The 25,710-nt window shown below is 71.2% G+C and carries 17 protein-coding genes; 14 read left to right on the forward strand and 3 right to left on the reverse strand.

The annotated features are described in order from the left end of the window. Window positions 1-74 precede the first annotated feature (74 nt). The 7 genes from DB32_RS17545 (at window position 75) to DB32_RS17575 (ending at window position 11,253) form a co-directional block, all read left to right on the forward strand. Window positions 75-851, forward strand: coding sequence for a hypothetical protein (locus DB32_RS17545; RefSeq protein WP_157069124.1), 777 nt, complete (start codon window positions 75-77; stop codon window positions 849-851). A 95-nt stretch (window positions 852-946) separates the two neighbouring features. Beyond that, window positions 947-3,331 (forward strand): tetratricopeptide repeat protein, encoded by a 2,385-nt coding sequence (locus DB32_RS17550; RefSeq protein ID WP_169791472.1) that lies wholly within the window; start codon window positions 947-949, stop codon window positions 3,329-3,331. Further along, window positions 3,328-7,284, forward strand: a complete 3,957-nt coding sequence (locus DB32_RS17555; RefSeq protein ID WP_157069125.1) for a tetratricopeptide repeat protein — start codon at window positions 3,328-3,330, stop codon at window positions 7,282-7,284. The genes DB32_RS17550 and DB32_RS17555 overlap by 4 nt, the downstream gene beginning before the upstream one ends. After that, on the forward strand, window positions 7,284-8,777 hold the full coding sequence (locus DB32_RS46845) for a tetratricopeptide repeat protein (protein ID WP_053233615.1): 1,494 nt from the start codon (window positions 7,284-7,286) through the stop codon (window positions 8,775-8,777). Before DB32_RS17555 ends, DB32_RS46845 begins: the two co-directional genes overlap by 1 nt. Next, complete coding sequence (locus DB32_RS17565) at window positions 8,774-9,043, forward strand: hypothetical protein (RefSeq protein WP_053233616.1); 270 nt, start codon at window positions 8,774-8,776, stop codon at window positions 9,041-9,043. Before DB32_RS46845 ends, DB32_RS17565 begins: the two co-directional genes overlap by 4 nt. A 32-nt stretch (window positions 9,044-9,075) precedes the next feature. Further along, window positions 9,076-9,606 carry a hypothetical protein gene (locus DB32_RS17570; protein WP_053233617.1) on the forward strand — a complete coding sequence of 177 codons (531 nt, stop codon included), beginning with the start codon at window positions 9,076-9,078 and terminating at the stop codon, window positions 9,604-9,606. Window positions 9,607-9,777: 171 nt separating this feature from the next. Beyond that, window positions 9,778-11,253 carry an AgmX/PglI C-terminal domain-containing protein gene (locus DB32_RS17575; RefSeq protein ID WP_053233618.1) on the forward strand — a complete coding sequence of 492 codons (1,476 nt, stop codon included), beginning with the start codon at window positions 9,778-9,780 and terminating at the stop codon, window positions 11,251-11,253. Between the two features lie 556 nt (window positions 11,254-11,809). Here DB32_RS17575 and DB32_RS17580 read toward each other — a convergent pair. The 3 genes from DB32_RS17580 to DB32_RS17590 all read right to left on the reverse strand — a co-directional run bounded on the left by DB32_RS17580 (window position 11,810) and on the right by DB32_RS17590 (window position 16,574). After that, complete coding sequence (locus DB32_RS17580) at window positions 11,810-13,090, reverse strand: adenylosuccinate synthase (RefSeq protein WP_053233619.1); 1,281 nt, start codon at window positions 13,088-13,090, stop codon at window positions 11,810-11,812. A gap of 26 nt (window positions 13,091-13,116) precedes the next feature. Next, on the reverse strand, window positions 13,117-14,469 hold the full coding sequence (gene hisZ, locus DB32_RS17585) for an ATP phosphoribosyltransferase regulatory subunit (protein WP_053233620.1): 1,353 nt from the start codon (window positions 14,467-14,469) through the stop codon (window positions 13,117-13,119). Between the two features lie 92 nt (window positions 14,470-14,561). Then, the gene (locus DB32_RS17590) at window positions 14,562-16,574 is read right to left on the reverse strand and encodes a serine/threonine protein kinase (RefSeq protein ID WP_169791473.1); all 2,013 of its coding nucleotides are present in this window, start codon (window positions 16,572-16,574) and stop codon (window positions 14,562-14,564) included. Window positions 16,575-16,802: 228 nt separating this feature from the next. Here DB32_RS17590 and DB32_RS48285 point away from each other — a divergent pair, with 228 nt between their 5' ends. The 7 genes from DB32_RS48285 to DB32_RS45360 all read left to right on the forward strand — a co-directional run bounded on the left by DB32_RS48285 (window position 16,803) and on the right by DB32_RS45360 (window position 25,709). Next, window positions 16,803-17,306 (forward strand): hypothetical protein, encoded by a 504-nt coding sequence (locus DB32_RS48285; RefSeq protein ID WP_053233622.1) that lies wholly within the window; start codon window positions 16,803-16,805, stop codon window positions 17,304-17,306. 390 nt (window positions 17,307-17,696) lie between these two features. After that, the gene (locus DB32_RS17600; protein ID WP_053233623.1) at window positions 17,697-18,326 is read left to right on the forward strand and encodes a cytochrome c3 family protein; all 630 of its coding nucleotides are present in this window, start codon (window positions 17,697-17,699) and stop codon (window positions 18,324-18,326) included. Next, window positions 18,323-21,565, forward strand: a complete 3,243-nt coding sequence (locus DB32_RS17605) for a 4Fe-4S dicluster domain-containing protein (protein ID WP_053233624.1) — start codon at window positions 18,323-18,325, stop codon at window positions 21,563-21,565. Before DB32_RS17600 ends, DB32_RS17605 begins: the two co-directional genes overlap by 4 nt. Next, window positions 21,565-23,004 (forward strand): NrfD/PsrC family molybdoenzyme membrane anchor subunit, encoded by a 1,440-nt coding sequence (gene nrfD / locus DB32_RS17610; RefSeq protein ID WP_083457450.1) that lies wholly within the window; start codon window positions 21,565-21,567, stop codon window positions 23,002-23,004. The genes DB32_RS17605 and nrfD overlap by 1 nt, the downstream gene beginning before the upstream one ends. A 1-nt stretch (window position 23,005) precedes the next feature. Next, window positions 23,006-23,599: a DUF3341 domain-containing protein gene (locus DB32_RS17615; RefSeq protein ID WP_075097545.1), complete on the forward strand. Its 594-nt coding sequence runs from the start codon at window positions 23,006-23,008 to the stop codon at window positions 23,597-23,599. Beyond that, window positions 23,599-24,237, forward strand: coding sequence for a c-type cytochrome (locus tag DB32_RS17620; RefSeq protein WP_053233625.1), 639 nt, complete (start codon window positions 23,599-23,601; stop codon window positions 24,235-24,237). The genes DB32_RS17615 and DB32_RS17620 overlap by 1 nt, the downstream gene beginning before the upstream one ends. Next, on the forward strand, window positions 24,234-25,709 hold the full coding sequence (locus DB32_RS45360) for a hypothetical protein (protein WP_053233626.1): 1,476 nt from the start codon (window positions 24,234-24,236) through the stop codon (window positions 25,707-25,709). The genes DB32_RS17620 and DB32_RS45360 overlap by 4 nt, the downstream gene beginning before the upstream one ends. Window position 25,710 lies beyond the last annotated feature (1 nt).

A 25,710-nucleotide genomic window follows, 5' to 3' on the forward strand; every position in this document is an offset into this window, starting at 1 on the left:
TTTCTCCAGGGGGGAGCGGGCGCTGCTGAGGGGCCGGACGCGTCGCCGCCCCGTGCGTAGAAAGAGGAGATTGCATGCGCAGGGTGATGGCGCTGTGGACGTCCGTGGCGCTCGCCACGCTCGTCGCCGGGCTCGCTGTCGCGCAGGACGGATCGCCCACGACAGGCGAGACCTCGCCGACGACCGGTACAGCCACGACCACGGCAGCCCCTGATGCCAGCGGCGAGCCCGCCGCGACCGGAACCGACGCGGCCGCGACGACGACGGGCACCGAGGAGATGGACGCCGGCACGTATGCCGTGCGCCTGCGCGACCTGGAGCAGCGCATCGACGCGCTCAAGGAGCAGATCTTCCGCAGCAAGGCGCGCCTCTCGCTGCTCGCCGAGACGGTCCTCGGCGGCGTCGTCGCCGGCGCGCAGGCCGTCATCATCCACGAGAACCGGATGAGCTCCTCGTACCGCCTGGTGAAGGCGGTCTACGCGCTGGACGGCGCGCGCCTCTTCAGCAAGGCGGACGAAGAGGGCACGCTGGGCGACCAGCAGGAGTTCGAGATCTACAACGGCTCGATCGTCCCCGGTGAGCACAACATCACCGTGAACCTCGAGTATCGCGGCCACGGGTACGGCATCTTCTCGTACCTCAAGGGCTACCGCTTCCGCGTGCGCAGCAGCTACACGTTCAGCGCGCCCGAGGGCAAGCGCATGACGATCCGCGTCGTCGGCTACGAGAAGGGCGGTCCCACCGCGCCGCTCGAGGAGCGCCCCGCCGTGCGGTACGTCGAGCACGTCGAGGGGACGGGCCGCGGCGAGGAAGCCGCGCCGGCCGGTGCCGAGGGCGAAGGGGGCGAGTGATGACGCAGCAGCCGCGGACGTGGCTGCGCCGAGTCGCCGGGGAGCGGGCGGCCGCGAGTGAGCGGGGCCCGAGCGAGCGCGCATCGGTGCGCGTCGTGTCTCGGCGTGCGGTGTCGTTCGTCGCGAGCGCGCTGCTCGCGGGCGTGCTCTTCGCGCCAGTCGCGCAGGCGCAGGAGGACGAGGCGATCGAGCGCGAGCTCGTCGGGCTCGAGGGTCAGGTCGCGGCGCTGATGAGCGAGCCGCTGCGCAGCGAGAGCCTGCGCAGCGCGACGTTCGTCGAGGAGCGGCTGACCGACGGCGAGCTCTTCTACCGCCTCCAGGACTACATCCGCGCGTCGATCATCTTCACGGACATCGTCGACAACTACCCGCAGCACGCGGCGTTCCCCGACGCGCTCTTCCTGCTCGCCGACTCGCTCTTCCGCGCGGGCGACTACCTCGGGGCGCGCACCCGCTTCCGCGAGGTGCTCTCGCACTCGTCCGAGCCGGGGTTCCGGCCCTTCATCCAGCGCTCGCTGGGGCGCCTCATCGAGATCGCGATCCACACCCGCGACTTCGAGGGGATCGACGACGTCTTCGCCCAGCTGAACCGGCTGCCGCCCTCGGAGATCGAGGCAGCGACGACGTATTTCCGCGCGAAGTACCTCTACAATCGCGCCGTGCCCGCCGACGACGTGCTTCGCGCTCCCGGCGGCTCGCAGGACACCGGTCATCCGGCGACGACGGGCATCGATCTCGCGACGCTCGACCAGGCGCGCCAGGCGTTCGAGGCGGTCCAGGAGGGCAGCCCGTACTACCCGCAGGCGCGCTACTTCATCGGCGTCATCCACACGCTGCGCGAGCAGTATCCGCAGGCGATCGAGGCGTTCACGCGCGTGCTGCGTGCGCCGGCCACGACGCAGGAGCACATCCAGGTCTCGGAGCTGACGCAGCTCGCGCTCGGCCGGCTCTACTACGAGACCGATCAGCTCGAGCAGGCGGTCGAGGCGTACCAGGCGATCCCGCGTACGAGCGCGAACTTCGACGAAGCGCTCTACGAGATCGCGTGGGTGTACATCCGCATGGGCGACGCGACGCGCGCGGAGCGTGCGCTCGAGGTGCTCGCCGTCGCCGCGCCGGACTCGCACTTCCTCCCGGACGCGAAGATCCTCCGCGGCAATCTCCTGCTGCGGAACGGCCGCTTCGAAGAGGCGAACCGCGTGTTCCGCGAGGTCGCGCGCGAGTTCGGGCCGGTGCGACGCGAGCTCGACGAGATGCTCGCGGAGCACCAGGCGGACCCGATCGGCTACTTCCGTCAGCTCGTCCGCGAGAACATGCAGACGTTCGACGCGAACGCGTTCCTGCCGCCGCTCGCGCAGCGCTGGGCGAGCATGGAGGGCGACATGGATCGCGCGCTCGGCGTGCTCCAGGACCTCGCGGAGGCGCGTCAGCTCGTCACCGAGACGTCGCTGCTCGTGCAGCGCCTGACCGCGGCGCTCTCGCAGCCCAACCGCGTCGCGGTGTTCGCGGATCTGCGCCGCCAGCGCGAGCTGACGACGGGCTTCCGCAACCGCGTGCTGCGCCTGCGACAGCGCGCGATCGCGCTCGAGTCGCGCGGCGCGGCCGCCACGCCGGAGCTCGAGGAAGTGCGCGCCCGGCGTCGCGAGATCGAGCGCTTCATCGATCGGATGCCGACGCGCGAGGAGGACTTCGCCGAGATGGACGGCGAGGTCGTCGGTCGTTATCGCCGCCTCGAGCGCGAGCTGTCGCGCATGGAGGTCGAGCTGCTCGGCATGGAGGCGCGCATCGCCGCGACGGAGCGCTACCTCGCGGACACGTCGGGCACGCGCGACGCGAGCGGTGACGAGGCGGTCGCGAACGAGCTGCGCCAGCAGCGCCAGGCGATCGACGACTACCGCACCGAGATCGGCCAGCTCCGCATCCTGATCGAGGCGGGACGCCTGCAGGTCGGCGTCGGCGACGACCGTTACCAGCGCCACGAGCGCCTGCGCGCCGAGCATGCCCGCCTGGTCGGGGAGGAGCGCCGGCTCGGTGGTGGATCGAGCCGCATGGAGCCGACGTTCCGGCGCATCGCGACGCTCGAGAGCCAGCTCGACGCGCGCGACGCGGAGATCGACCGAATCGTCGAGGAGCGCACCGCGTCCATCCGCGCGCAGGTCGACGAGGAGTCGGGGCGCATCGAGGGCTATCGACGCGAGCTCGGCCAGCTCGAGGGCGAGGCCGAAGAGGTCGTGGGCGCGGTCACGTACCAGAACTTCCGCCGCGTCCAGCAGCGGTTCTACGACCTCGTGCTGCGCGCCGACGTCGGCCGCATCGACGTGGCGTGGGCGGAGCGTGAGGAGCATCGGATGCGCGTCGAGATGCTGACGCGCGAGCGCTCGCAGGAGCTGCGCTCGCTCGACGACGAGTTCCGCGAGATCACCGACGAGGGCGGTGGCGGTGCGGCGGCCGAAGACGACGCCGAAGAGGAGACGCCGTGATTCGCACGCGCGTGTCGTTCCGTGTCTCGGCGGCCTTGCTCGGTGCGATGGCCGCGCTCGTGAGCGCCCCGCGCGCGCTCGCGCAGGACGGTGGTGCGCAGGACGCAGGCGCGTCCGATGGTGGCGTGCCGCTCGGAACGGTGAGCGTCGACGGCGGCGTCACCGCGACGACCACCGGCGACGCCGCCGCGCCCTGGGCGGGCACGGTCGACGTGCCGCTCCCCGCGTTCCTCGACACCACCGATCGCCGCATCCGCGACGACCGCCCGCCGCCGAGCGCCGAGCAGGTCGCGGCGCTCCGCGAGATGGAGGCCGAGGTCGGTCGCTTCACGAAGACGGGCACGTCGTATCGCGAGGCGATCCGCTCGATCCTGCGCCGCGAGTACACGCAGCGTCGGCGCGAGCGCGAGCAGGGCTACGCGCGCCAGATCCGCGAGGAAGAGCGCCTCCAGAACGAGGCGCGCGAGCGCGCGATCCGCCTGTTCGAGCGCTTCGTCCGCCGTTACCCGGACGACCCGACGTACACGCCGGACGCGATGTTCCGGCTCGGCGAGCTCTACTACGAGCGCAGCGCGATCGCGTTCCAGGACGCGGCGCTCGCGGGGCAGACGCCCGAGTCCGGGCACCCCGACTACATGCCGACGATCTCGCTCTATCGCGAGCTCGTGCGCCGCTTCCCGAATTACCGGCGGATCGACGGCGTCTACTATCTCATCGGCTACTGCCTGAACGAGATGGGCGAGATGGCCGAGGCGCGCCTCGCCTGGCTCAACCTCGTCTGCGCGAACCGCTACCACTACACGGGCGAGTCGCTCCCCACGCCGGACACCACGGGTGAGGGCGACGCGGGCACCGCGAGCCCGCTCGGCCCCGAGGCGCACCCGGCGCTCACGCTCGATCCGACGCCGCAGAGCGGCGCCGACGAGCCGTTCATCGATCCCTACGCCGACTGCCAGCCGGTCACCGAGGGCGCGGAGTTCGTCAGCGAGACGTGGCTGCGCATCGGCGAGTACCACTTCGACTTCGACTACGAGCCGCACGCGCTCGAGCGCGCGATCAGCGCGTATCGCAAGGTCCTCGCGGACCCCGAGGACCGCAACTACAACCTCGCGCTCTACAAGGTCGCCTGGGCGTACTACCGCGGCAGCCGTTACCCCGAGGCGATCGAGCACTTCGTCCAGCTGATCGACTGGTCCGATCGCGAGTACGAGCGCACCGGCCGCGCGGGCTCGGAGCTGCGCGCCGAGGCGGTGCAGTACCTCGGCATCACGTTCGCGTACGACGACTGGAACGAGGACCAGATCCCGGATCCCGACGAGGGTCAGCCCACCGGGTTCCAGCGGATCCAGAACCCCGAGCTGATGCCGCAGGATCGACCGTGGACGGTCGAGATCTACTTCCAGCTCGGCCAGATCTACTTCGAGGAAGACCGCTACGACGAGGCGATCGAGGTCTGGGAGTACGCGATCCGTCGCTGGCCGCTGCACCACCGCGTGCCCGAGATCGTGAACCAGATCGCGCGTGCCCACGAGCGTCGCGGGCGGATGCGCGAGGCGCAGGAGGAGCGCTTCCAGCTCGCCGACTACGGTCAGGGCTCGGAGTGGTGGGAGGCGAACCTCGATCATCCGATCGAGCAGCGTCGCGCGGAGCAGCTGGCCGAGGCGTCGATCATCAACGCCGCGATCCAGCACCACCAGCAGGCGCAGCGCATGCGTCGTCTCGCCCTGGAGAACCAGGACGAGCGGATGCTCCAGGAGGCGATCGCCGAGTACAACGTCGCGGCGCAGGGCTACCAGCAGTACATCGAGCAGTACCCGAACAGCCCGAACGCGTACGAGCTCCAGTACAACCTCGCGGACGCGCTCTTCTGGTCGCAGCAATACGAGCAGGCGGCCGCGCAGTACGCGGCGGTGCGCGACTCGAACCTCGACGATCGTTACCTGAGCGAGTCGGCGCGTCGCGTGGTGCTCTCGCTGCAGTACATGCTCGAAGACGCGCAGCGTCGCGGCGAGATCGAAGTGCGCGACGAGCCGCCGGCGGTAGACCCGGGGCCGCCGCCGCGCGTCCGACCGGTCGAGATGCCGCAGCTCGTGCAGCGCGTCGCGCAGGCGCGCGAGATCTACCTCGCGCGTGTGCCCGCGGCGCAGGACCGCGAGGGCGTGCGCGCGGCGTACGACTACAACAACACGCTGCTCCTCTACAACTACGGCTGGTGGGAGCAGGCCCGTGAGCGCTTCCGCCGCATCTACCTCGAGCGATGCCGTGGTCCGCAGGCGAGCGAGGAGGGCCAGGTCGCCTGGATCTCGCTGCGCAACATCGCGGTCCAGCTCGGCGACACCGAGGAGGTCGAGCGCCTCGCGCGGGATCTCCAGCAGCGCCAGTGCACGTTCAGCCCCGACGCGAGCGCGCCGAGCGCCGTCGACTGCAACGACCCGGCGAACCAGGACAACCCGCAGTGTCTCGTGACGCGGGACCTCGGGAACATCCGGTTCCAGCGCGCGCTCGAGCTCTACCAGCGTGCGCGCGGTGATCTCCCGCAGGAGCAGCTCTGCCCGGAGGCGCCGACGGCCGAGCAGGTGCAGCTCTTCGAGCAGTCCGCGACCGACATGGTCAACGCGGTGAACGACGATCCGCGCCACGCGGACGCGCCGCGCGCGCTCATCCAGGCGGCGGTCGCGCTCGAGTGCACCAGCCGGTACGAGTCGGCGTCGCGCGTCTATCAGCGCGTGGTCGACGAGGTCGGTCCGGTGCGCGCACAAGAGCCCGAGCAGCAGCAGCGGCTCGACTCGATCCTCGCGACTGCGTACTTCCGCCTCGCGTACACCGCGAACCGGTTCTTCGACTACGAGCGCGCGATCGAGAGCTACCGCGTGCTCGCGGACTCGCCGCGTTTCGCGAGCTCGACGGATCCCGGGATCCAAGAGACGCGGACCGACGCGCTGATCAACGCGGCGCGCATCCTCGAGTACCAGCAGGACTACAACCGCGCGGCCGACTACTACCGTCGCGCCGCCGAGGCGCAGGGCACGCCGCCCGACGTCGCGCGCAGCGCGCGCTTCCGCGTCGCGGAGATGGCGTTCAAGCGCCGCGACTGGAACGGCACCATCCGCGAGATGCGCGCGTTCATCGACCGTTACCGCGGCGATGCGGCGGCGGGCGAGCTGCTCGTGACCGCGTACTGGCGCATCGCGCAGGCGCGCCAGGAGCTGCGTCAGACGCGCGACTACCGCACCGCGCTGCAGGACGTCGTCGACGCGTTCTCGCGCGCCGGTCAGGAGCGCGGATCGATCGCGGCGGAGTACGCCGCGCAGGCGCGCTTCACGATCGTCGACGAGAACATGGCGGCGTTCGAGACGTTCGCGATCAACCCCGGCAGCCCGGCGACGCTCGAGGCGTACGTGAACAGCGTCGCGCGTCAGATCGAAGAAGGCTCGGCGCGCGCGAACACGCTCGTGACCGGCTACGCGCCGGTGCTCGACTACGGGCGTCCGACGTGGACGATCGCGGCGTTCGTGCGACAGGGACGCGTGTACGAGGTGCTCGCGCGCGCGGTGCTCAACACGCCGTTCGTGATGCCCGCGGACCTCCAGCGCCGGGTGCGCGGTGCGAGCGCGGACGTCCGCGAGGAAGTGCGCGTCCAGGTGCAGGACCGCATCCAGCAGACGCTCGATCAGCGCGTGCGTCCGATCGAGTGCTTCGCGATCGCGCGTTATGCGCTCGCTGCGCGCGCGGCGCGCGCGGGCTCGATCGACAACGAGTACACGCGGCTCGCCGCCGACCGCCTCCAGGCGTACGGTGACGAGCGAATCGCCGAATGCATCGCGGCCGAGCAGCAGCGCGACCCCTCGTTCGCGGCGTACACGCCTGGCGAGTTCGCGCGTGCACGTGCGGGACGTACGCTGCCGATGACGACGGACATCGCGGCGCCTCCGCTCGCGCGGGAGGAGGAGTGATGGCGAGGGCGCGTTCGAGCGCGATCGCGCTGTTCTGCGGGTGCCTGCTGCTGAGCGCGGGCGCGCTGCTGCCCGCGTGCGAGCAGCAGGGGGGCACCACCGCCGATCGCGACGACGAGACGTCGGGCGGCGAGGACGAGGGCCGCGACGATCGCGCCGATCGTGGCGACGTCGAGTCGCCGCCCGGCTCGCGCGAGCCCGAGGGCGACGACGAGGACGATCTCGAAGGCGGCGCCGACGAGACGCCCGCGCCGACCACCGGCGGCACCGCGCAGACGCCCACGTCGCAGCAGGAGAGCCCGTGGGGCCGCCCCGAGGTCGAGAGCGGCGAGCCGCTCCCGCCGCGGCGTCCGGTCAGCGGCTCGGCGCAGTCCGCGTACCGTCGTGGCATCGAGGCCGGCCAGCGCGGCGACACCGAGGGCTCGCGCCGCGCGTTCGAGGAAGCGCTGCGCACCGACCCCAACGCGTTCCGCGCCGCCTACAACCTCGGCGTGCTCGCCGATCGCGCGGGCAACGCGGACGGTGCGCTCAACTACTACCGCCAGGCGCTGCGCATCCAGCCGGACTACGAGCGCGCGGCCGAGGGCATCGTCACGATCTACGTGCGTCGCGGCCAGGCGGCGGACGCGGTCGCGTTCATGGAGCCCCTCGCGCGCCGCTGGGTGCGCAACCTCCACATCCAGGCTCTCTACGGCGAGGCGCTCATCCACGCGAACCGCCCCGAGGAAGCGATCCAGGCGGCGCGCACCGCGCTGCGCCGCGACGAACGCTTCGTCCCCGCGATGCTCGTGCTCGTGAAGGCGAACCTGCGCCGCAACCGCACCGAGCTCGCGCAGTCGATCCTCGACCAGGCGGTCACGATCGACCCGAACCACGCCGAGGTGCAGTTCCTCCGCGGGCGCATGCTCCAGGAGCAGAACCAGCTCGGTCAGGCGCTCCAGGCGTATCGTCGCGCGGTCGAGCTGCGCCCCGACTACGCCGACGCGCGCATGGCGCTCGCGCTCCAGCTCCTCGCGGGCGCGAACTATCCCGAGGCCGTCCAGCAGTTCGAGGCGGTCGCGCGCCTCGTCGCCGACGTGCCCGAGGTGCACCTCGGCCTCGGCAACGCGTACCGCGCGACGAAGCAGTGGGAGAAGAGCAAGAACGAGCTCGATCGCGTCGTCGCGACGAGCCCGCGCAGCCCGGAGGCGCACTACGGGCTCGCGCTGCTCTACCTCGAGGCGGGCGCGGAGATGCCGGGCAGCGACCTGCTCACCTCGCTGCAGCGCGCGCAGCAGGAGTTCCGCGCGTACCGCGACCTGATGGGACCGCGCCTCGCGCGCGACGACCCGTCCACCGCGTACCTCGAGGAGATCACGCGCCAGATCGAGCGCGAGCAGCGCCGCATCGAGCGCGACGCCGCACGGCGTCAGCGCGAGGCCGAGCGCGCCGCGCGCCAGGCGGCCGAGGGTGGCGGCGAGGGCGGGACCACGGAAGGCGGAGGCACGGAATGACGCGTCTCGGACTGTTGCTCGGGCTCGGGCTCTTCGGGGCGGTGCTCTTCGCGCCGACGGATGCCGAGGCGCAGGCGCGCGGCGGCGGTCGCGCGGCGCGCCAGCCGCGCGTCATCCAGCTCGACGAGATCCGCATCGAGGGTCGCGTCCAGAAGCCGAACGCGTTCTACATCCTCAACCGTTCGAGCATCGGCTACGAGGTGCTCGATCTCCGCACGAGCTTCACGCGCGAGGTCGTGCGCAGCGTGCAGCGAGAGCCGTTCTGACCGTCTTCCACGCGGTCCAGATCGTCTGCTGGGTGGGCCTGGTCGCGCTCGTCGTCGAGCGCCTCCGGGCGCTCTGCGTCTCGGGGCCGGTCGACGTGGATCCGCTGGTGAAGGCGCTGCGCAGCGCGCCCGAGGAGACGCGCCCTGCGATCGTCGACGCGATCGCGGGCACGTTCGTGGGGCGGGCGCTCGCCCCGCTGTGGCGCGCCGACGCGCGCTCGATCGACGTGGAGCTCGAGGAGTCGCTCGCGGACGCACGCGCCGCGATCACCTCGCGCCTGCAGGCGATCCGGATCGGGGCGACGCTCTCGACGTTCCTCGGCTTCGTCGGCGCGGCGATCGCGCTCAGCTGGGTCCACTCCGGCGATCACGGGCTCCTCGCGCTCGATCCTCGCCGCGTCTCGGCGATCGGCCTGTCGCACGCCGCGCTCTCGATCGCGCTCGGCGTCGGTGGATCGTCGTTCGCCCTCGGCTCCTGGATGACGCTGCGCGCACATGCGCGCCGGTTGATCGACGAGTGCGACCGGGCCGTCGACCGGGCGCGCGCCGTGAGGGGCAGCTAGCCCTCTCACCAGCTGGACCATGCGACCGGCCGAGTGATATCGTCCGGCTCGTCTCACGAGGGGCACGGGAACCTCCGTCGACATCCGTGGTCACACGCCCGAACGGGCACCGACCACACCGCCGACCGGCACCGCGAGAGGGCCGGAGCGGGGATCAGGAAGACACCAACGATGACCACGCCGCAGGGACCGCAGCAGCAGGGGGGCAAGGCCGCCGGACGTCCGGGCGCGATGACGATGGCCATGCAGGCCGTCCAGGTGCGTCCCTCGGGCCCGAAGGTCCTGCGCATCGGCGTCATCCAGGGCGGCAAGATCGTCGAAGAGCGCATCATCCGGCAGCGCGAGACCGTCTCGGTCGGCAGCTCGGAGCGCAATCACTTCATCGTCCCGGGCATGCCGCCGCGCTTCGAGCTCTTCCAGCTCGTCGGCGCCGACTACATCCTGAACTTCACCGCCGACATGCGCGGCCGCGTGGGGCTGCCGGGCGGTGTCCAGGAGCTCGAGCAGCTGCGCGCGAGCGGCGCGGCGCGCAACGCGGGCCAGCACTGGCAGGTCAAGCTCAGCGACACCTCGCGCGGCAAGGTCGTCATCGGCGACACGACGCTGCTCTTCCAGTTCGTCGTGCCGCCGCCGGTGCAGCCGCGGCCTCAGCTCCCGGCGGCGGTCGTCGGCGGGTTCATCGCGGGCATCGACTGGCTGTTCACGGCCTTCGTGATGTTCTCGTTCATGAGCCACTTCGGCTTCATCATCTTCCTCGAGAACGCCGACTGGCCGATCCAGCCCACGCTCGCGACGATCGACGACCGCCTCGCGGACATGATCTTCAACGAGCCGGAGCCCCCGCCGGTCGAGGAAGAGGAAGCGCCGACCGAAGAGGCGCCCACCGAGGAGCCGACCGAGGAGGTCGCCGAGACGCCGACGCGTCAGCCGAGCGGTGATTCGTCGTCGACCCCGGGCGAGACGCAGGGCGAGCGTCAGGCGGCGGCGGACAGCGACGCGCGCATGGCGGCCGAGGCCGCGGCGGCGCAGGTCGACCAGCTCCTGCTCGGCGCGCTGAGCTCGGAGGGCGGAGCGTTCGCGGACGTGCTCGCGGGCGGCGCGGTGACCGGCAGCGCCGAGGACATCCTCGCGCAGGCGGAAGGCGTCGGCGTGGCGACGTCGAGCGGCGGCGGCACGCTGCGCGAGCGCTCGGGCGGCGGGCGCGTCGGCGGCGCGACCGAGGGCCTCGGCGGCCTCGCGGCGGTGAAGGGCGGCGCGACGACGGCGCGCGGCGAGGGCGGCGCGGTCGAGGAGCGTCAGGTGCGCGGTCGCTTCCGCGCGCCGAGCGACGTCGACGACGAGTCGGGCAGCGGCGACTTCGACCCGCGCGTGGTCATCCGCATGATCCAGACCCGCCAGTCGGCGATCCGCGCCTGCTACGAGCGCGAGCTGCGCGCCGACCCGACGCTGTCGGGGCGCGTGAAGATCTCGCTGACGATCCAGGAGACGGGCAGCGTCACCGGCGTGCGCGTCGTGGAGAACACGATCGGCAGCGACTCGGTCGGCTCGTGCGTGACGCGCGTCGTGCAGGGCTTCCGGTTCAATCCGGGCCCCGAGGGCGGCAGCGTCACGTACCAGTTCCCGTTCGTGTTCGAGCCGCAGGGCTGAGTTTCTGAGGTGGGGCCCCCGTTCGCACGCTGTCGGCGTGCGGCGGGGGCTTCGTCGTCCGTCCGGTAGTCGTCGGGCACGAGCGTCGTGCCCCACGGGCGAGCGGGGCCCCGCTCGCGATCTCGTGCGGCGGTCGGTGAGGTGACCGCGAGCGCTGGTCGGCATGCGGCGAGGGCTTCGCGCTCGGGCGCAGCGTCGTGCCCCAGGGCCGACAACATGTTCTCGACGACGGCGCGGACGTGGACGTGGTCGTGGTCGTGGTCGATCAGTCTCACGCGCGTATCGCTGGTGGGACCGCGCGAGGCGCCAGCCTGTGTTGCGGCGCTGCAACGGCCGCCGGTGACGGCGCAAGCGTGTGTTGCAGCGCTGCGAGCGCCACCGGTGACGGCGCGAGCGTGTGTTGCAGCGCTGCGAGGGCCACCGGTGGCGGCGCGGATGTGCATCGCGGCGCCGTAACGGCCGCTGGACGAAGCGCGGGCGTGTGTTGCGGCGCTGCAACGCCCGCCAGTGACGGCGCCAGTGTGTGTTGCAGCGCCGCGACGCTCGTCCGCGACGCTCAGCGCGGGCGGAACGGCGTGTCCGTCTCGATCGTGCAGTCGCGGTCCGCGCCGACGCCGAGCATCGTGACGCGCGCGCCCGTGAGCTCCTCGATGCGCCGCACGTACGTGCGCACCGACGCCGGCAGCTCGCCGAGCGTGCGGCACGTCGACAGGTCGCCGCTCCAGCCCTCGAGCTCTTCGTAGATCGGCGTCACGTCGGCCAGCCGGTTCGGCGGCGGGAAGTCGATGCGCTTGCCGTCGAGCTCGTACGCGACGCCCAGCGCGATCTTCGGCAGGCCCGAGAGCACGTCGAGCTTCGTCACCGCGAGCTCGCTGATGCCGTTCACGCGCACCGCGTGCCGCAGCACCGCGATGTCGAGCCACCCGCAGCGACGCGGACGCCCCGTCACCGCGCCGTACTCGTTGCCCGCCTTGCGCAGCGCCTCGCCGGCCTCGCCGTGCAGCTCGGTGGGGAAGGGCCCGCCGCCGACGCGCGTCGTGTACGCCTTCGTGATGCCCATGACGCGATCGATGTGCGTCGGAGCGATGCCCGCGCCTGCGCACGCGCCGCCCGAGATCACCGTCGAGCTCGTCACGAACGGGAACGTGCCGTGATCGAGATCGAGCATCGTGCCCTGCGCGCCCTCGAGCAGGACGTGCTTGCCCTGCTCGCGCGCCTCGGCGAGCGCCGCGCTCGCGTCCCCGACGTGCGGCCCGAGCTCCTTCGCGAGCTCGCCGTAGCGCTTCACGATCTCGTCGATCGCCGGCATCTCGCCGCCGAGCGCGACGATCACCGGGCGCCACGCCTCCAGGTTCGCCTCGAGCCGCTCGCGGAAGCGCGCCGCGTCGAGCAGGTCCGCCATGCGGATCCCACGACGGCCCGCCTTGTCCTCGTACGCCGGGCCGATGCCGCGCTTCGTGGTGCCGATCGCGCCCGGGCCGCTCTCGCGCAGCGTGTCGATCGTCGCGTGGTGCGGCAGCACGACGTGCGCGCGATCCGAGATCAAGAGGCGCCCCTCGCCGAAGAGGCCGCGCGCGCGCAGCGTCGCGATCTCCTGCACGAGCACCTCGGGATCGATCACCACGCCGGGGCCGAGCACGCACTTCGCCTTCGCGTGCAGCGCGCCCGACGGGATGAGCCGCAGCACGACCTTCTCGCCACCGACGACGAGCGTGTGGCCCGCGTTCGCGCCGCCGCCGTAGCGCACGACGACGTCGGCCTGCGCGGTCAATCGATCGACGACCTTGCCCTTGCCCTCGTCGCCCCACTGAGCGCCGACCACCACGACCATCGCCATCGGCTCACCTCGGCTCGCGCGTCGTACTACCCGCGCGTCTCTCGCGCCCAGCGTTCGATCGCGGACGCTTCGTCGGCTGCCACGCCGCGGCCCGATTGGCCCAGCGCGATCTTCCTCGTCGCTCCGTCCCGTACCCGGCGCGCGCTCGCCGCGCGCGCCGAGACCGAGACCACCACGTCGTAGCCCCACGCCCGCGCGAACGCGAGCGCCGCGTCGTCGTCGTCCGACTCCGGGAGCGCCGCGACGACGAGCCCCGCGCTGCGCAGCGCATCGGCGACGTCGGCGAGCTTGCGCGGATCGACGCCGCGCATCGCGACGCGCACCGGGCCCGCATCCTCGATGCGCGCGCCCGCGGACGCGAGCGCCCACTCGAGGTGATCGAGGTCGAGCCCGAAGCCGGTCGCAGGGAAGGGCGCGCCGAAGCGCGCGAGCAGATCGTCGTAGCGCCCGCCGCCGCCCAGCGCCTCGCCGGGCCCCTCCGCGAGCAGCGTGAAGCTCGGCCCGGTGTAGTAGCCGAAGCCGCGCACCTCGCCGAGATCGAGCACCAGGCGATCGCGCAGCCCGCGCGCCACGAGCTGCGCGTGCACGTCGGCGAGCGCGTCGAGCCGCGCCGCCGCGTCGCGGCCCGGGAAGAGCTTGCGCGCGGCGTCGAGCACCTCGCGTCCGCCCCAGAGATCGACCATCTCGACGAGCGTCGCGCGCGCACGCCCACGCAGCCCGGCGCGCTCCGCGAGCACCTCGAGCGCGCTCCGATCCTTGCGCGAGAGCGCGTCCGCGGCTTCACCACGCAGCGCCTCGGGCACGGTCGTGAGCACGGTGCGCGCGACCGGCGAGAGCCCGAGCTCGATGCGGTGCGCGACGAGACCGAGCGCCTCGAGCGTGCGCGACGCGAGCTCGATCACCTCGACGTCGGCGCCCGGGCCCGAGAGCCCGATGCACTCGACGCCCGCTTGCGCGATCTGTCGCTGTCGGCGCGCGCGACCGCGACGACGCCGGAACACGCTGCCCTCGTACGCGAGGCGATAGGGCGGCGGGCGATCGGCGAGGCGCGTCGCGACGACGCGCGCGATCTGAGGCGTGATGTCGGGACGGAGCAGCGCGATCTCGCCGGTGTCGGAGTCGACGAAGCGCAGCAGCTCGCGGCGATCGACGGTGTCGAGGCCGCGCTCGATCACGTCGGCGTGCTCGAACATCGGCGTCGTGACGAGCTCGTAGCCGTAGCGCGCGAACGAGTCGGACACCGCGCGCGCGAGGCGCTTGCGCGCGCTCGCGTCGGGCGGGAGCAGGTCGCGCATGCCCGCGGGCGGCGCGAGCGGGAGCGTCGATCGTGCGGGCGCGGGGGCGTGCTCGCGCGCGCGCTTCGGGGCCGAACCGGCCACGTCTGCGCGCTCGCGAGGACCTCGTGACGTCTGCGATCGCGCGCCCACGGCCGTCGGCTCCGGGCGGGGGTTATCAGCGGGGGGGATCCTCGTCAAGAAGCGCCGGGCCCGTCGTGCACGGACAGCGCTCCGATCGCGAGCAGCAGCGCGATCGCGCGACGCCCGGCGCGCGCATCGCGACCGGTCGGATCGCTCAGCGAGCGATCGAGGTCGGCGATCGGCAGCGGCTGCGCGGCGCGGCGGTAGGCCGAGCGCACCGCGAGCGGCAGCCGCGCGACCTCGAGATCGTTCGGCCCCGACGCGAGCACCCACTTGCCGCGATGCGCGGCGAGCGGATCGTCCATGCCCTGCGCGAGCCGTCGATCGATGCCGTCCATCACGATGCGCCAGGGATCGAGGCCGAGCGGGAAGCCGCTCTGCGGTCGCGCGACGCCGCGCCACAACGTCGCGCGCCCCGACGGCCACGTGAAGAGCTCGAGCAGCTTCTCCTGCACCTGCGCCGCGATCTGCCGGAAGAGGTGCACCGGCTCGACGAGCCCGAGCGCGGTGAGCGTGTCGCCGAGCCGTCCCTCGAAGCGCGGCATGACCGCGAGCGCCATGTCGAGCTCGCCGCGCGAGATGACGCCGCGCGCGACGAGGAACTCACCGAGGAGCTCGGTCGCGAGGTTCGACGTGACGAACTCCGGCACGCCGTTGCTCAGGTAGATCTCCTTGCGCACGCCGCCCTGCTCGCAGAGCAAGAGGCCGGTCTCGCGCGCGAGCACGACGCTGGTCATCACGCCGACGATCGAGCCGTCCTCGAGCGACCACGCGCGATCGGGCTCGCGCACCGGCTCCTGTCGCGCGGTGCGATCGCTCAGGCTCGACGTGGGCAGGTGACGCACGAGATCGGGGTGCGACGAGAGCGGCGCGAACGCGCCTCCCTGCAGCGCGATCGCGTCGGTGAGCCCGAAGCGGCGGGTGGCGATCGCCTCGACGAGCTTCGCGTATGACAGCGGTCCTTCCGTGCGACCGTCGCTCGTGCGCACGAGGTACGCGAGCTCGGGCGCGTCGCGCGTCGCCGGTGCGTCGGCGTCATCGTCGCCGGGCGGCGCGGTCTTCGGCCCGCGCACCGCGACCTGGTACGCGCCCGAGGGCTTGCGCGAGCCGTGCGCTTCACCGACGAGCCCCGCGAGCTGCGCGCGGAGCGCGCTCACCGGCCCGGTCTCGTACGGCGCGAGCGCGTCGCGCAGGATCGCGGCGGTCGCGGTGCGCGCGTCGGGATCGGCGGCGAGCGCGGCGACGACCGCGGCGCGCAGGCCCTCGGGCAGCCCGGCGCCGTGCTCGTGGAACGCGCGGAGATCGCCGTCGCGGATCGCGAGCAGCACGGCGAGCTCCGAGCCGCCCGCGAAGAGCGGACGTCCCATCAGCAGCTCGGCTGCGATCACCGCGGCTGCGAACACGTCGGCGCGGCGATCGGCGGGCAGCCCGCGCACCTGCTCGGGCGCGAGATAGCCGAGCTTGCCCTTCGCGCGCTCGGTCAGCGTCGCCTGCGGGTACGACTCGCGCAGCAGCGCCTGCGCGATGCCGAAGTCGCCCAGCTTCACGTCGCCGTGCACCGAGAGCAGCACGTTCGACGGGCTCACGTCGCGATGCACGAGGCCGAGCGGGCGAGCATCGCGATCGTGCGTCTCGTGCACCGCGTGGAGCCCCGCGAGCAGCTCGCGGGTCACGAACACCGCGAGCTCCGTGCCCAGCGTGCGCCCCTGGCGCGTCAGCCAGCGCGCGAGCCGCCACAGGTCGAGCCCCGGCACGTACTCGAGCGCGAGGTAGGGCTGCCCCGCTTCGTCGCCGAAGCCCAGCACGCGCACGACGTTGTCGTGCTCGACGAGACCGCCGAGGCGCGCCTCCTCTTCGAACATCGCGCGCGCACCGGGCTCGCTCGCGAGCGCGGGCAGCATCCGCTTCACGACGACGACGCGCGGATCGCCCACCGCGCGCGGCTCGTGCGCACGGAACACCTCCGCCATGCCGCCGACCGCGATGCGATCCGCGAGCGTGTAGGGCCCGAAGCGGCTGTGGGGAGGCGGCGCGGGCGGCGGAGGAGGAGGCCGGCTGATCCTCACGCGCGCAACTCTAGTCCCTCCGCGGCTCGTTCCGCTCCGGTTTCTACCGACCCCACCGTTCGCGCAGGAGCTCTTGACGAACCCCGTGCGCCGGGTAGATCGGTGCGCCGTCGCGCGTGGAACGTCGCGAATTCGCACGGCTCCGACGCGCCATTGACCGCCGCGCGGGAAGACCCTAGCCCCCGCCCCGAGACGAGCGAGGCGCGCCCGGAGAGTGGGAGCCGAACGATGTCTCCGCGTCCTCCCGACGACAGGAACGAGCCCGAGAAGGGGTGGAGCTGGTGGTACCCGCTGATCGTCCTCGTGCCTGCGATGCTCGCGCTGTTCGCGCTGATCTCCTCGATGCTGCAGGGCTCGGGGGAGACGGCGGCGAGCCTGCGCGGCGCACGGCTGGGGATGACCGCCGATCAGGTGCGACAGCGCTTCGACGAGGGCGCGCAGGCGAGCTGGCGCACCGAGATCGTCGGGCCGGACATGACGCTGATCCGCGGTCCGAGCGCGTCGCTCGATCGCGAGACGCGCTTCGAGTTCCACAACGGGATGCTGGTCGCGATCCGCGCCGATCTGCCGCCGAGCGCGGACGAGGCGCGCGGCGATGCGGTCGAGATCTCCCCGGCGGCGGTCATCGCACGCACGAACGACGAGCGCGGAAGAGTGCACTTGCGTGTGCTGGCGCGCGACTGCCCCACGCATGCGGAGGAGGTGTCCAGAGTTCTGTCGGACGCGCCCTGAGGGCAAACTGCCTCGATCTCGGTTGTGCGTCGTCCGCGCTCCGCGTATATAGCGGCCGCCCCGAGGACCCCGAGGCACGGCATCCACGACGGACCGGGTGTTTCCCGGCCTTCGCGGGGCTGTTTCGCAGAGACCGCCTCTCTCCCGACATCGCCTCTCCCGAGCCCGCCACTGATGCAGTGGCGCTCTCGCGGAGGGATGGAGTCGCTCGCGCAGCGAGAGACTCCCGCTCTTCTTCGTGAAGAGACTCTTTCCTAAGGAGCACGCCCGCCGACCGGTAGTGGCGCGCTCCTCGGTCAGCTCTCCTCCAGCCAGCTCCCCTTAGCCAGCCCAGGAGCGGCCGCGGCAGCGGTCCGCTGAGCCCCGAGTCGAGGGGCGAACGAGCGCGACATGCAGATATTCCCGAGGTCCCTCAACCTGCTGCCTCTGGTCGCCGCGGTGGCGCTCGCGGTCGGCGGCGGCGTGGTGACGTTCATCGTCGCCTACTACTTCTCGTACTGGAACACGCAGGTCGGCTACGCCCCGGTCCAGCCGGTGCCGTTCAGCCATCGCCTGCACGCGGGCCAGCTCGGGATGGACTGCCGCTACTGCCACGCGAACGTGGAGCGGTCGCCCGAAGCGATGATCCCGCCGACGCAGACCTGCATGGGCTGCCACTCGGTGGTGCGCACCGAGTCCGCGGCGCTCGCGCCGGTGCGTGAGAGCTGGGAGACCGGCGAGCCGATCGAGTGGGTGCGCGTCCACAACCTTCCGGACCACGCGTACTTCGATCACTCGATCCACCTGAGCATCGGTGTCGGCTGCGCCACGTGCCACGGCCGCATCGATCAGATGGAAGTGGTGACGAACCAGACGCCGCTCTCGATGAGCTGGTGTCTCGACTGTCACCGCAACCCCGAGCCGAACCTCCGGCCGGTCAGCGAGATCACGAACATGGCGTGGGAGCGCGAGGAGGGCGAGGAGATCACGTACGCCCGCTACGCGCTGCCGCCGGAGACCTGTTCGGGGTGCCACCGATGAGCAAGCGTCCTGCGATCACCCACTCCAACGCTCTCCCGAAGGGCGCGCCGCTCGCGTGGCGCAGCATCGAGGAGCGCCTGGATCCGAAGCGCTTCCAGGAGCTCGCGGCGAGCGAGCCCGGCGTGCAGGTCGAGAAGAGCGACCTGATCACGATCGGGAAGAAGAGCGCCGACTCGAGCGAGAGCAAGGGCGGCGTCAATCGACGCCAGTTCCTCACGCTCTCGGGCGCGGCGGCGGCTGCGGCGGCGATGAGCGGCTGTGCGCGCCGTCCCGTCGAGCACATCCTGCCGTACACGCGCCAGCCCGAGTACGTCGTGCCGGGCGTGCCGCTGCACTACGCGACGGTGTTGCCGCGCCGCAGCGACGTCATCGGCGTGCTCGTCGAGTCGCACGAGGGGCGCCCGACGAAGATCGAGGGCAACTCGCTGCACCCCGGCAGCCACCCCGGCGCCGAGGAGCGCGGTGAGCCGCAGCACGGCGGCACCGACCTGCAGACGCAGGCGCAGATCCTCAACCTCTACGACATGGATCGCGGCGCCCACGTGATGCGTGGCGCGGGCGACGAGCGCGCGGCGTCGTCGTGGAGCGACTTCGACGAGTTCTTCGCGGAGCACCTCCGCGGGCTCGAGGCGAGCGCGGGCGAGGGCCTCCGTTTCCTGATGGAGCCGACGACGTCGCCGACGCTCGTCGCGGCGAAGCAGGCGCTCGCGGGCCGCTTCCCCCAGGCGCGCTTCCACTCGTACTCGCCGATCTCCGACTGGAACGCGCTCGAGGGCGCGCGCATCGCGTACGGGCGTCCGCTGCACACCGTGCCGGACTTCTCGCGCGCTCGCGTGATCGTCTCGCTCGACAGCGACTTCCTGCTGACCGAGAGCGGCAATCCGCGCTTCCAGCACCTGTTCGCCGATGGCCGCCGCTTCATGAACGCGGAAGGCGCGCGCGAGATGAACCGCCTCTACGTCGTGGAGCCGGGCGTCTCGGTGACCGGCGCGAACGCGGATCACCGCATCCGCGTCGCGTCGCAGGACGTCGGCACCTTCGCGCGCGCGCTCGCTCGTGCGCTCGGCGCGTCGGGCGTGGACGTCTCGACGGTGCAGGGCGGGCTCGGTGAGCCGGCGGCGCTCGAGGGCGTGAACGTCGAGGCCATCGCGCGCGACCTCGCGCGCAACCGCGGCCGCTCGGCGATCGTCGTCGGCGCGCGCCAGCCCGCGTGGGTGCACGCGCTCGCGCACGCGCTCAACGCGGCGCTCGACAACCTCGGTCAGACCATCGCGCTGCACGAGGTGCTCGACGCTGCGGCTCACGGTGAAGGTGCGCAGGATCCGAACGCGGATCTGCGCGCGCTCGTCGCCGACATGGGCGCGAACCGCGTGAGCACGCTCGTGATGCTCGGCGGCAATCCGGTCTACGACGCGCCGCACGACCTCGGGTTCCGCGACGCGCTCGCGGGTGTCGCGAACAAGATCCACCTCTCGTCGCACGACAACGAGACGTCGATCCTCTGCGACTGGTACCTGCCGCAGACGCACGAGCTCGAGAGCTGGGGCGACCACCGCGCGCTCGATGGTGCGTACGCGATCCAGCAGCCGCTGATCGCGCCGCTCCGCGGCGGGCGCAACGCGATCGAGCTCGTCGGGCTCGCGTCGGGTGAGCGCAGCTGGCGCGCGTACCACGCGGTGCGCCGCACCTTCGCGCAGATCGCGCCCGGCGACGCGTTCGATCGCGCGTGGCGCGCGGCGCTGCAGCGTGGTGTTGTCGCGGGCTCGCCCACGACGCTCGCGCGCGACGCGGCGCCGAACGGCGCGACGGTCTCGCAGGCCGTGCAGCAGGGCGCGGGTCAGCGCGCGGAGCTCGGTGAGTCGAGCTGGGAAGTCTCGTTCGTCCCGGACAACAAGCTCCTCGACGGCCGCTGGGCGAACAACCCGTGGCTGCTCGAGCTGCCCGATCCGATCTCGAAGGTCAGCTGGGACAACGCCGCGCTCATCTCGTGGGGCTCCGCGCGCCAGCTCGGCGTGCGCAACGGCGACGTCGTGCGCATCGAGCGCGACGGCATCGACGCGATCGAGATCCCGGTCGTGATCGTGCCGGGCACCGCGGACCGCTGCGTCGTCCTCTCGCTCGGCTGGGGCCGCACGCGCGGCGGCACGTACGCGAACGACCACGGCGTCGACGTCTACCCGGCGCGCCTCGCCGAGACCTTCTGGTTCGGCGCGGGCTACCGCGTGTCGCGCGCGGGCCGTCGCTCCGCGATCTCGCTCCAGCAGGAGCACCACTCGATGGAAGGCCGCCCGCTCGCGATCGACGCGACGGTCGAGGAGTACATCGCGCAGCCCGACTTCGGTCAGTGGGGCATCCCCACGCCGACGACTCCGCCGCTCTGGGAGGAGGTCGACTACACCGAGCCGCAGCCGCCCGCGCAGGGCGGCACGAGCTGGTCGCTGCTGCCCGAGGGTCGTCAGGCGCCGGACGACGCGCCCCCGCGCCACGCGTGGGGCATGACGATCGACCTCACGACGTGCACCGGCTGCAACGCGTGCGTCATCGCCTGCATCGCCGAGAACAACATCCCGATGGTCGGCAAGGAGCAGGTCGCGCGCGGTCGCGAGATGCACTGGCTGCGCATCGATCGCTACTTCACGGAGCGCCAGATCGATCCGTGGGCCGCGCGCGACACCGTCTACGACGTCGTCGACGAGGACCACCTCGAGGTCGCGTTCCAGCCGATGGCCTGCCAGCACTGCGAAGAGGCCCCCTGCGAGAACGTGTGCCCCGTCAACGCGACGGTGCACTCGCCCGAGGGCATCAACGAGATGGCCTACAACCGGTGCATCGGAACGCGCTACTGCGCGAACAACTGCCCGTACAAGGTCCGTCGCTTCAACTACCTCGCGTACGCGGGTGACGTGCCGGAGCTGCAGCGCATGCAGTTCAATCCGAACGTCAGCGTGCGAATGCGCGGCGTGATGGAGAAGTGCACGTACTGCATCCAGCGCATCGAGTCGGTGCGCATCCACGCGCACAACGAGGGTCGCCGCATCCGCCAGGGCGAGCTGATCACCGCGTGCGCGCAGGCGTGCCCGAGCAACGCGATCTTCTTCGGTGACCTCAACGACGCCGACGCGGAAGTGACGCGTTGGGCGCACGTGGATCGCCAGTACAAGGTGCTGGCCGACGTCGGCACGCAGCCCCGGACGACCTACGCGGGTCGCATCCGGAACCCGAACCCGGAGATGGTGTGATGGCTGGGAGCAAGCCCATCAGGGAGCTCGGCGAGGGCTACCTCGCGACTCCCGGCACGTCGTTCCACGACGTCACGGAGATCGTCAGTCGAGTCACCGAGACGAAGGCGCCGCGAGGATGGTGGATCCTCTTCGGCATCGCGGTCTCGATCACCGGTCTTCTCGGCGCGACGCTCGCGTACCTGCTGTGGACCGGCATCGGCGTGTGGGGCAACAACAGCCCCGTCGCGTGGGCCTGGGACATCACGAACTTCGTGTGGTGGATCGGTATCGGTCACGCCGGCACGCTGATCTCCGCAGTCCTCTTCCTGTTCCGGCAGTACTGGCGCACTGCGATCAACCGCTTCTCCGAAGCGATGACGATCTTCGCAGTCATCTGCGCACTGATGTTCCCGACGATCCACACCGGTCGTCCGTGGCACATCTACTATCCGCTGCCGATCCCGAACGGGATGAACATCTGGCCGAACTTCAAGTCCCCGTTGCTGTGGGACGTGTTCGCCGTCTCGACGTACTTCACCGTCTCTCTGCTGTTCTGGTACGTCGGTCTGATCCCCGACTTCGCCACGCTGCGTGATCGGACGAAGAACAAGGTTCGTCAGCTCGTGTACGGATTCCTCGCGCTCGGCTGGCGCGGCTCGAATCGTCACTGGTCGAACTACGAGCGCTCGTATCTGATCCTCGCGGCGCTCTCGACTCCGCTCGTCCTCTCCGTGCACTCGGTCGTTTCGTTCGACTTCGCGACGTCGGTCGAGCCCGGCTGGCACACGACGATCTTCCCGCCGTACTTCGTCGCGGGCGCCGTCTTCAGCGGCTTCGCGATGGTCATGACGCTCCTGCTCATCGCTCGCACGGTGTTCAACCTGCACGACCTCGTGCAGATGCGGCACCTCGAGATGATGAACAAGATCATCCTCACGACCGGCAGCCTCGTCGGATACGCGTACGCGATGGAGTTCTTCATCGCTTGGTACTCGGGCAATCCGTACGAGCGCTACGTCTTCCTCAATCGCGCCTTCGGCGATTACTGGTGGGCGTACTGGTCGATGATCACGTGCAACGTGCTCGTGCCGCAGACCTACTGGTTCCGGTCGCTGCGCACGAACCTGCCGTGGATGTTCGTCGCGTCGATCCTCGTCAACATCGGTATGTGGTTCGAGCGCTTCGTCATCATCGTGACGACGCTGCACCGCGATTACCTGCCGAGCTCCTGGGGCAACTTCTCGCCCACGATCGTCGACTGGACGACGTACCTCGGGTCGATCGGCCTCTTCTTCACGCTCTTCCTGCTCTTCATCCGGTGGATCCCGATGATCGCGATCGCCGAGGTGAAGATGGTCCTGCCGCAGGCCGATCCGCACGCGGAGGACCACCACGACGATCACGAGCACGCCCCCGCGGTGCGCGGTCCCGCGGTGATGAAGACCGGGGAGGCCTGAGATGGCATCCGATCACGATCACGACGACGAAGGCTATCGCGAGTCGAAGCGCGCGACGCAGAAGCGTCCGCTCCTCTACCTCGCCGAGTTCGAGACCCCGGGCAAGGTGATGCACGCGGCCGAGAAGGTGCGTGACGCCGGCTACAAGCGCTGGGACGTCCACACGCCGTTCCCGGTGCACGGGATGGACAAGGCGATGGGCATGCCCGACTCGAAGCTCGGGTGGATCGTGCTCGCGTGCGGTCTCACGGGCTGCACGGTCGCGTTCTCGCTCATCATGTGGACGAACGGCATCGACTACCCGCTCGTCATCGGCGGCAAGCCGCCGGGCGCGTTCCCGTCGATGGTGCCGGTGATGTTCGAGCTCACCATCCTGCTCAGCGCGTTCGGCGCCGTGTTCGGGATGCTCGGGCTCAACCAGCTCCCGCGCCACCACCACCCGGTCTTCTATTCGGACCGCTTCGACCGCGCGACGGACGACCGCTTCTTCATCTCGATCGAGGCGGCGGACGAGAAGTTCGACCTCGAGGACACGCGCGCGCTGCTCGAGTCGCTCGGTGCGTCGCACCTCGAGCTCATCCAGGAGGAAGCGTGATGGTCCGCCGGATGCTCACCGCCGCGAGCCTGGTGCTCGCTCTGGGCGCGTGCCGCGGCCAGACCTCGTCGGAGCCGCCGATCGTCCCGCTCCGCGGCATGCACGAGATGCCGCGCTACGACGCGCAGGAAGCGTCGCGCTACTTCGAGGACGGACGCACGATGCGCCCGCCGGTCGAGGGCACGATCGCGCGCGAGATGGTGATCGATCCCGCGGTGGCCGAGGGCGTCGACGACGCGGGCGGCTACGTGATGACGATCCCCGAGGACGTCGTGCGCGGCGCCGGTGGTCTCGATGCGCTGCTCGAGCGCGGCCACTCGCGCTACGACATCTACTGCAGCCCCTGTCACGCGTACACGGGTGACGGGCGCGGTATGGTCACCCAGCGCGCCGAGTCGATCGGCGCGACGTTCGCCGCCGCGAACCTCCACGACGACCGCCTGCGCCACGCGCCCGACGGTCAGATCTACGCGACGATCACGAACGGCATCCGCACGATGCCCGCGTATCGCGCGCAGGTCCCCGTCGCGGATCGCTGGGCGATCGTCGCGTACGTTCGCGCGCTCCAGCTCAGCCAGTCGGACGCGCGCACCGCAGCGCTCGCGCCCGCGCAGGGAACGACGGAGACGGTTCGATGAGCGCCGCGAAGAAGAAGACCGGCGGTGAGCCGCCGGCGAAGCCGACCTACCGCCTGCCGCGCGACGGTGCGTGGGCGAACGCGTGGAAGCTGAGCGCTGCGCTCGGCGGCCTCGGGCTCCTCGCGAGCATCATCGGCTGGACGAGCGACCCGCATCGCTTCGCGTTCTCGTGGCTCTTCGCGGTGATGACGTTCCTCGCCATCGCGCTGGGCTCGCTCTTCTTCGTGCTCGGTCAGCACCTGACGGGCGCGGGGTGGGGCGTCAGCATCCGCCGCACCGCGGAGTTCTTCATGATGGGCCTGCCCGTCATGGCGATCCTCGCGCTGCCGATCCTCGCGCAGATGGACGAGCTCTATCCGTGGATGCACTACTGGCGCGAGTCGCAGCACGCGCAGCCCCACGGCGAAGAGCACGGTGAGCAGCACGGCGAGAGCCTGATCGGCGCGTCGGTCGCGAGCGCGCAGGACCACGGGCACGGCGCCGGCGGTCACGGCGATGAGGGCGAGCACGGTGGCGCGGGCGAGCACGGTGGCGCGGGCGAGCACGGTGGCGCGGGCGAGCACGGTGGCGCGGGCGAGCACGGTGGCGCGGCGGCGCACGGTGACGAGCACCACGACCCGCACCACGAGGCGCACGCGGACGTCATCCGCAGCAAGCTCGCGTACCTCAACCAGCCGTTCTTCATCGGCCGCGCGATCTTCTACGGCGTGATCTGGGCGCTGCTCGCGTTCTTCTTCTTCTCGCGCTCGACGAAGCAGGACGTCGCGAAGGGCGACCTCACGCTCACGCAGCGCATGGAGTCGTTCGCCCCGGCCGCGACCTTCGCGTTCGGTCTGACGCTGACGTTCGCGGCGTTCGACTGGATGATGTCGCTCGAGCCGACGTGGTTCTCGACCATCTTCGGCGTGCAGTACTTCGCGGTGAGCGCGGTCTCGAGCCTCGCGACGCTCGTGCTGACGATGTACGGGCTCAAGCAGGCGGGCGCGTTCGGCGACGCGGTGACGACCGAGCACTTCCACGACGTGGGCAAGCTGCTCTTCGGCTTCCTCGTCTTCTGGGCGTACATCAGCTTCTCGCAGTACATGCTGATCTGGTACGCGTCGATTCCCGAGGAGACGACGTACTACCACATTCGCTGGGAAGGCGGCTGGCGCACGTTCTCGCTGGTCATGGTCGTCGCCCACTTCGTGGTGCCGTTCTTCCTGCTGATGTCGCGCAACATCAAGCGACGCCTGCCGATCCTCGCGTTCGGCGCGGCGTGGCTCCTGGTGACGCACGTCGTCGAGATCTTCTGGCTCGTGATGCCGTACGTGAGCCCCGGTGAGCTCTCGGTGCACTGGGTCGATCTCGCGGCGCTCTTCGCGGTCGGCGGCATCTATCTCACGGTGGTCTTCCTCCTGATGGGTCGGCACCCGCTGATCCCGGTGGGCGACCCGCGGCTCGAGCGCTCGATCCACCTCGAGGTCCACTGAC

Source organism: Sandaracinus amylolyticus, from assembly GCF_000737325.1.
GTDB lineage: Bacteria > Myxococcota_A > Polyangia > Polyangiales > Sandaracinaceae > Sandaracinus > Sandaracinus amylolyticus.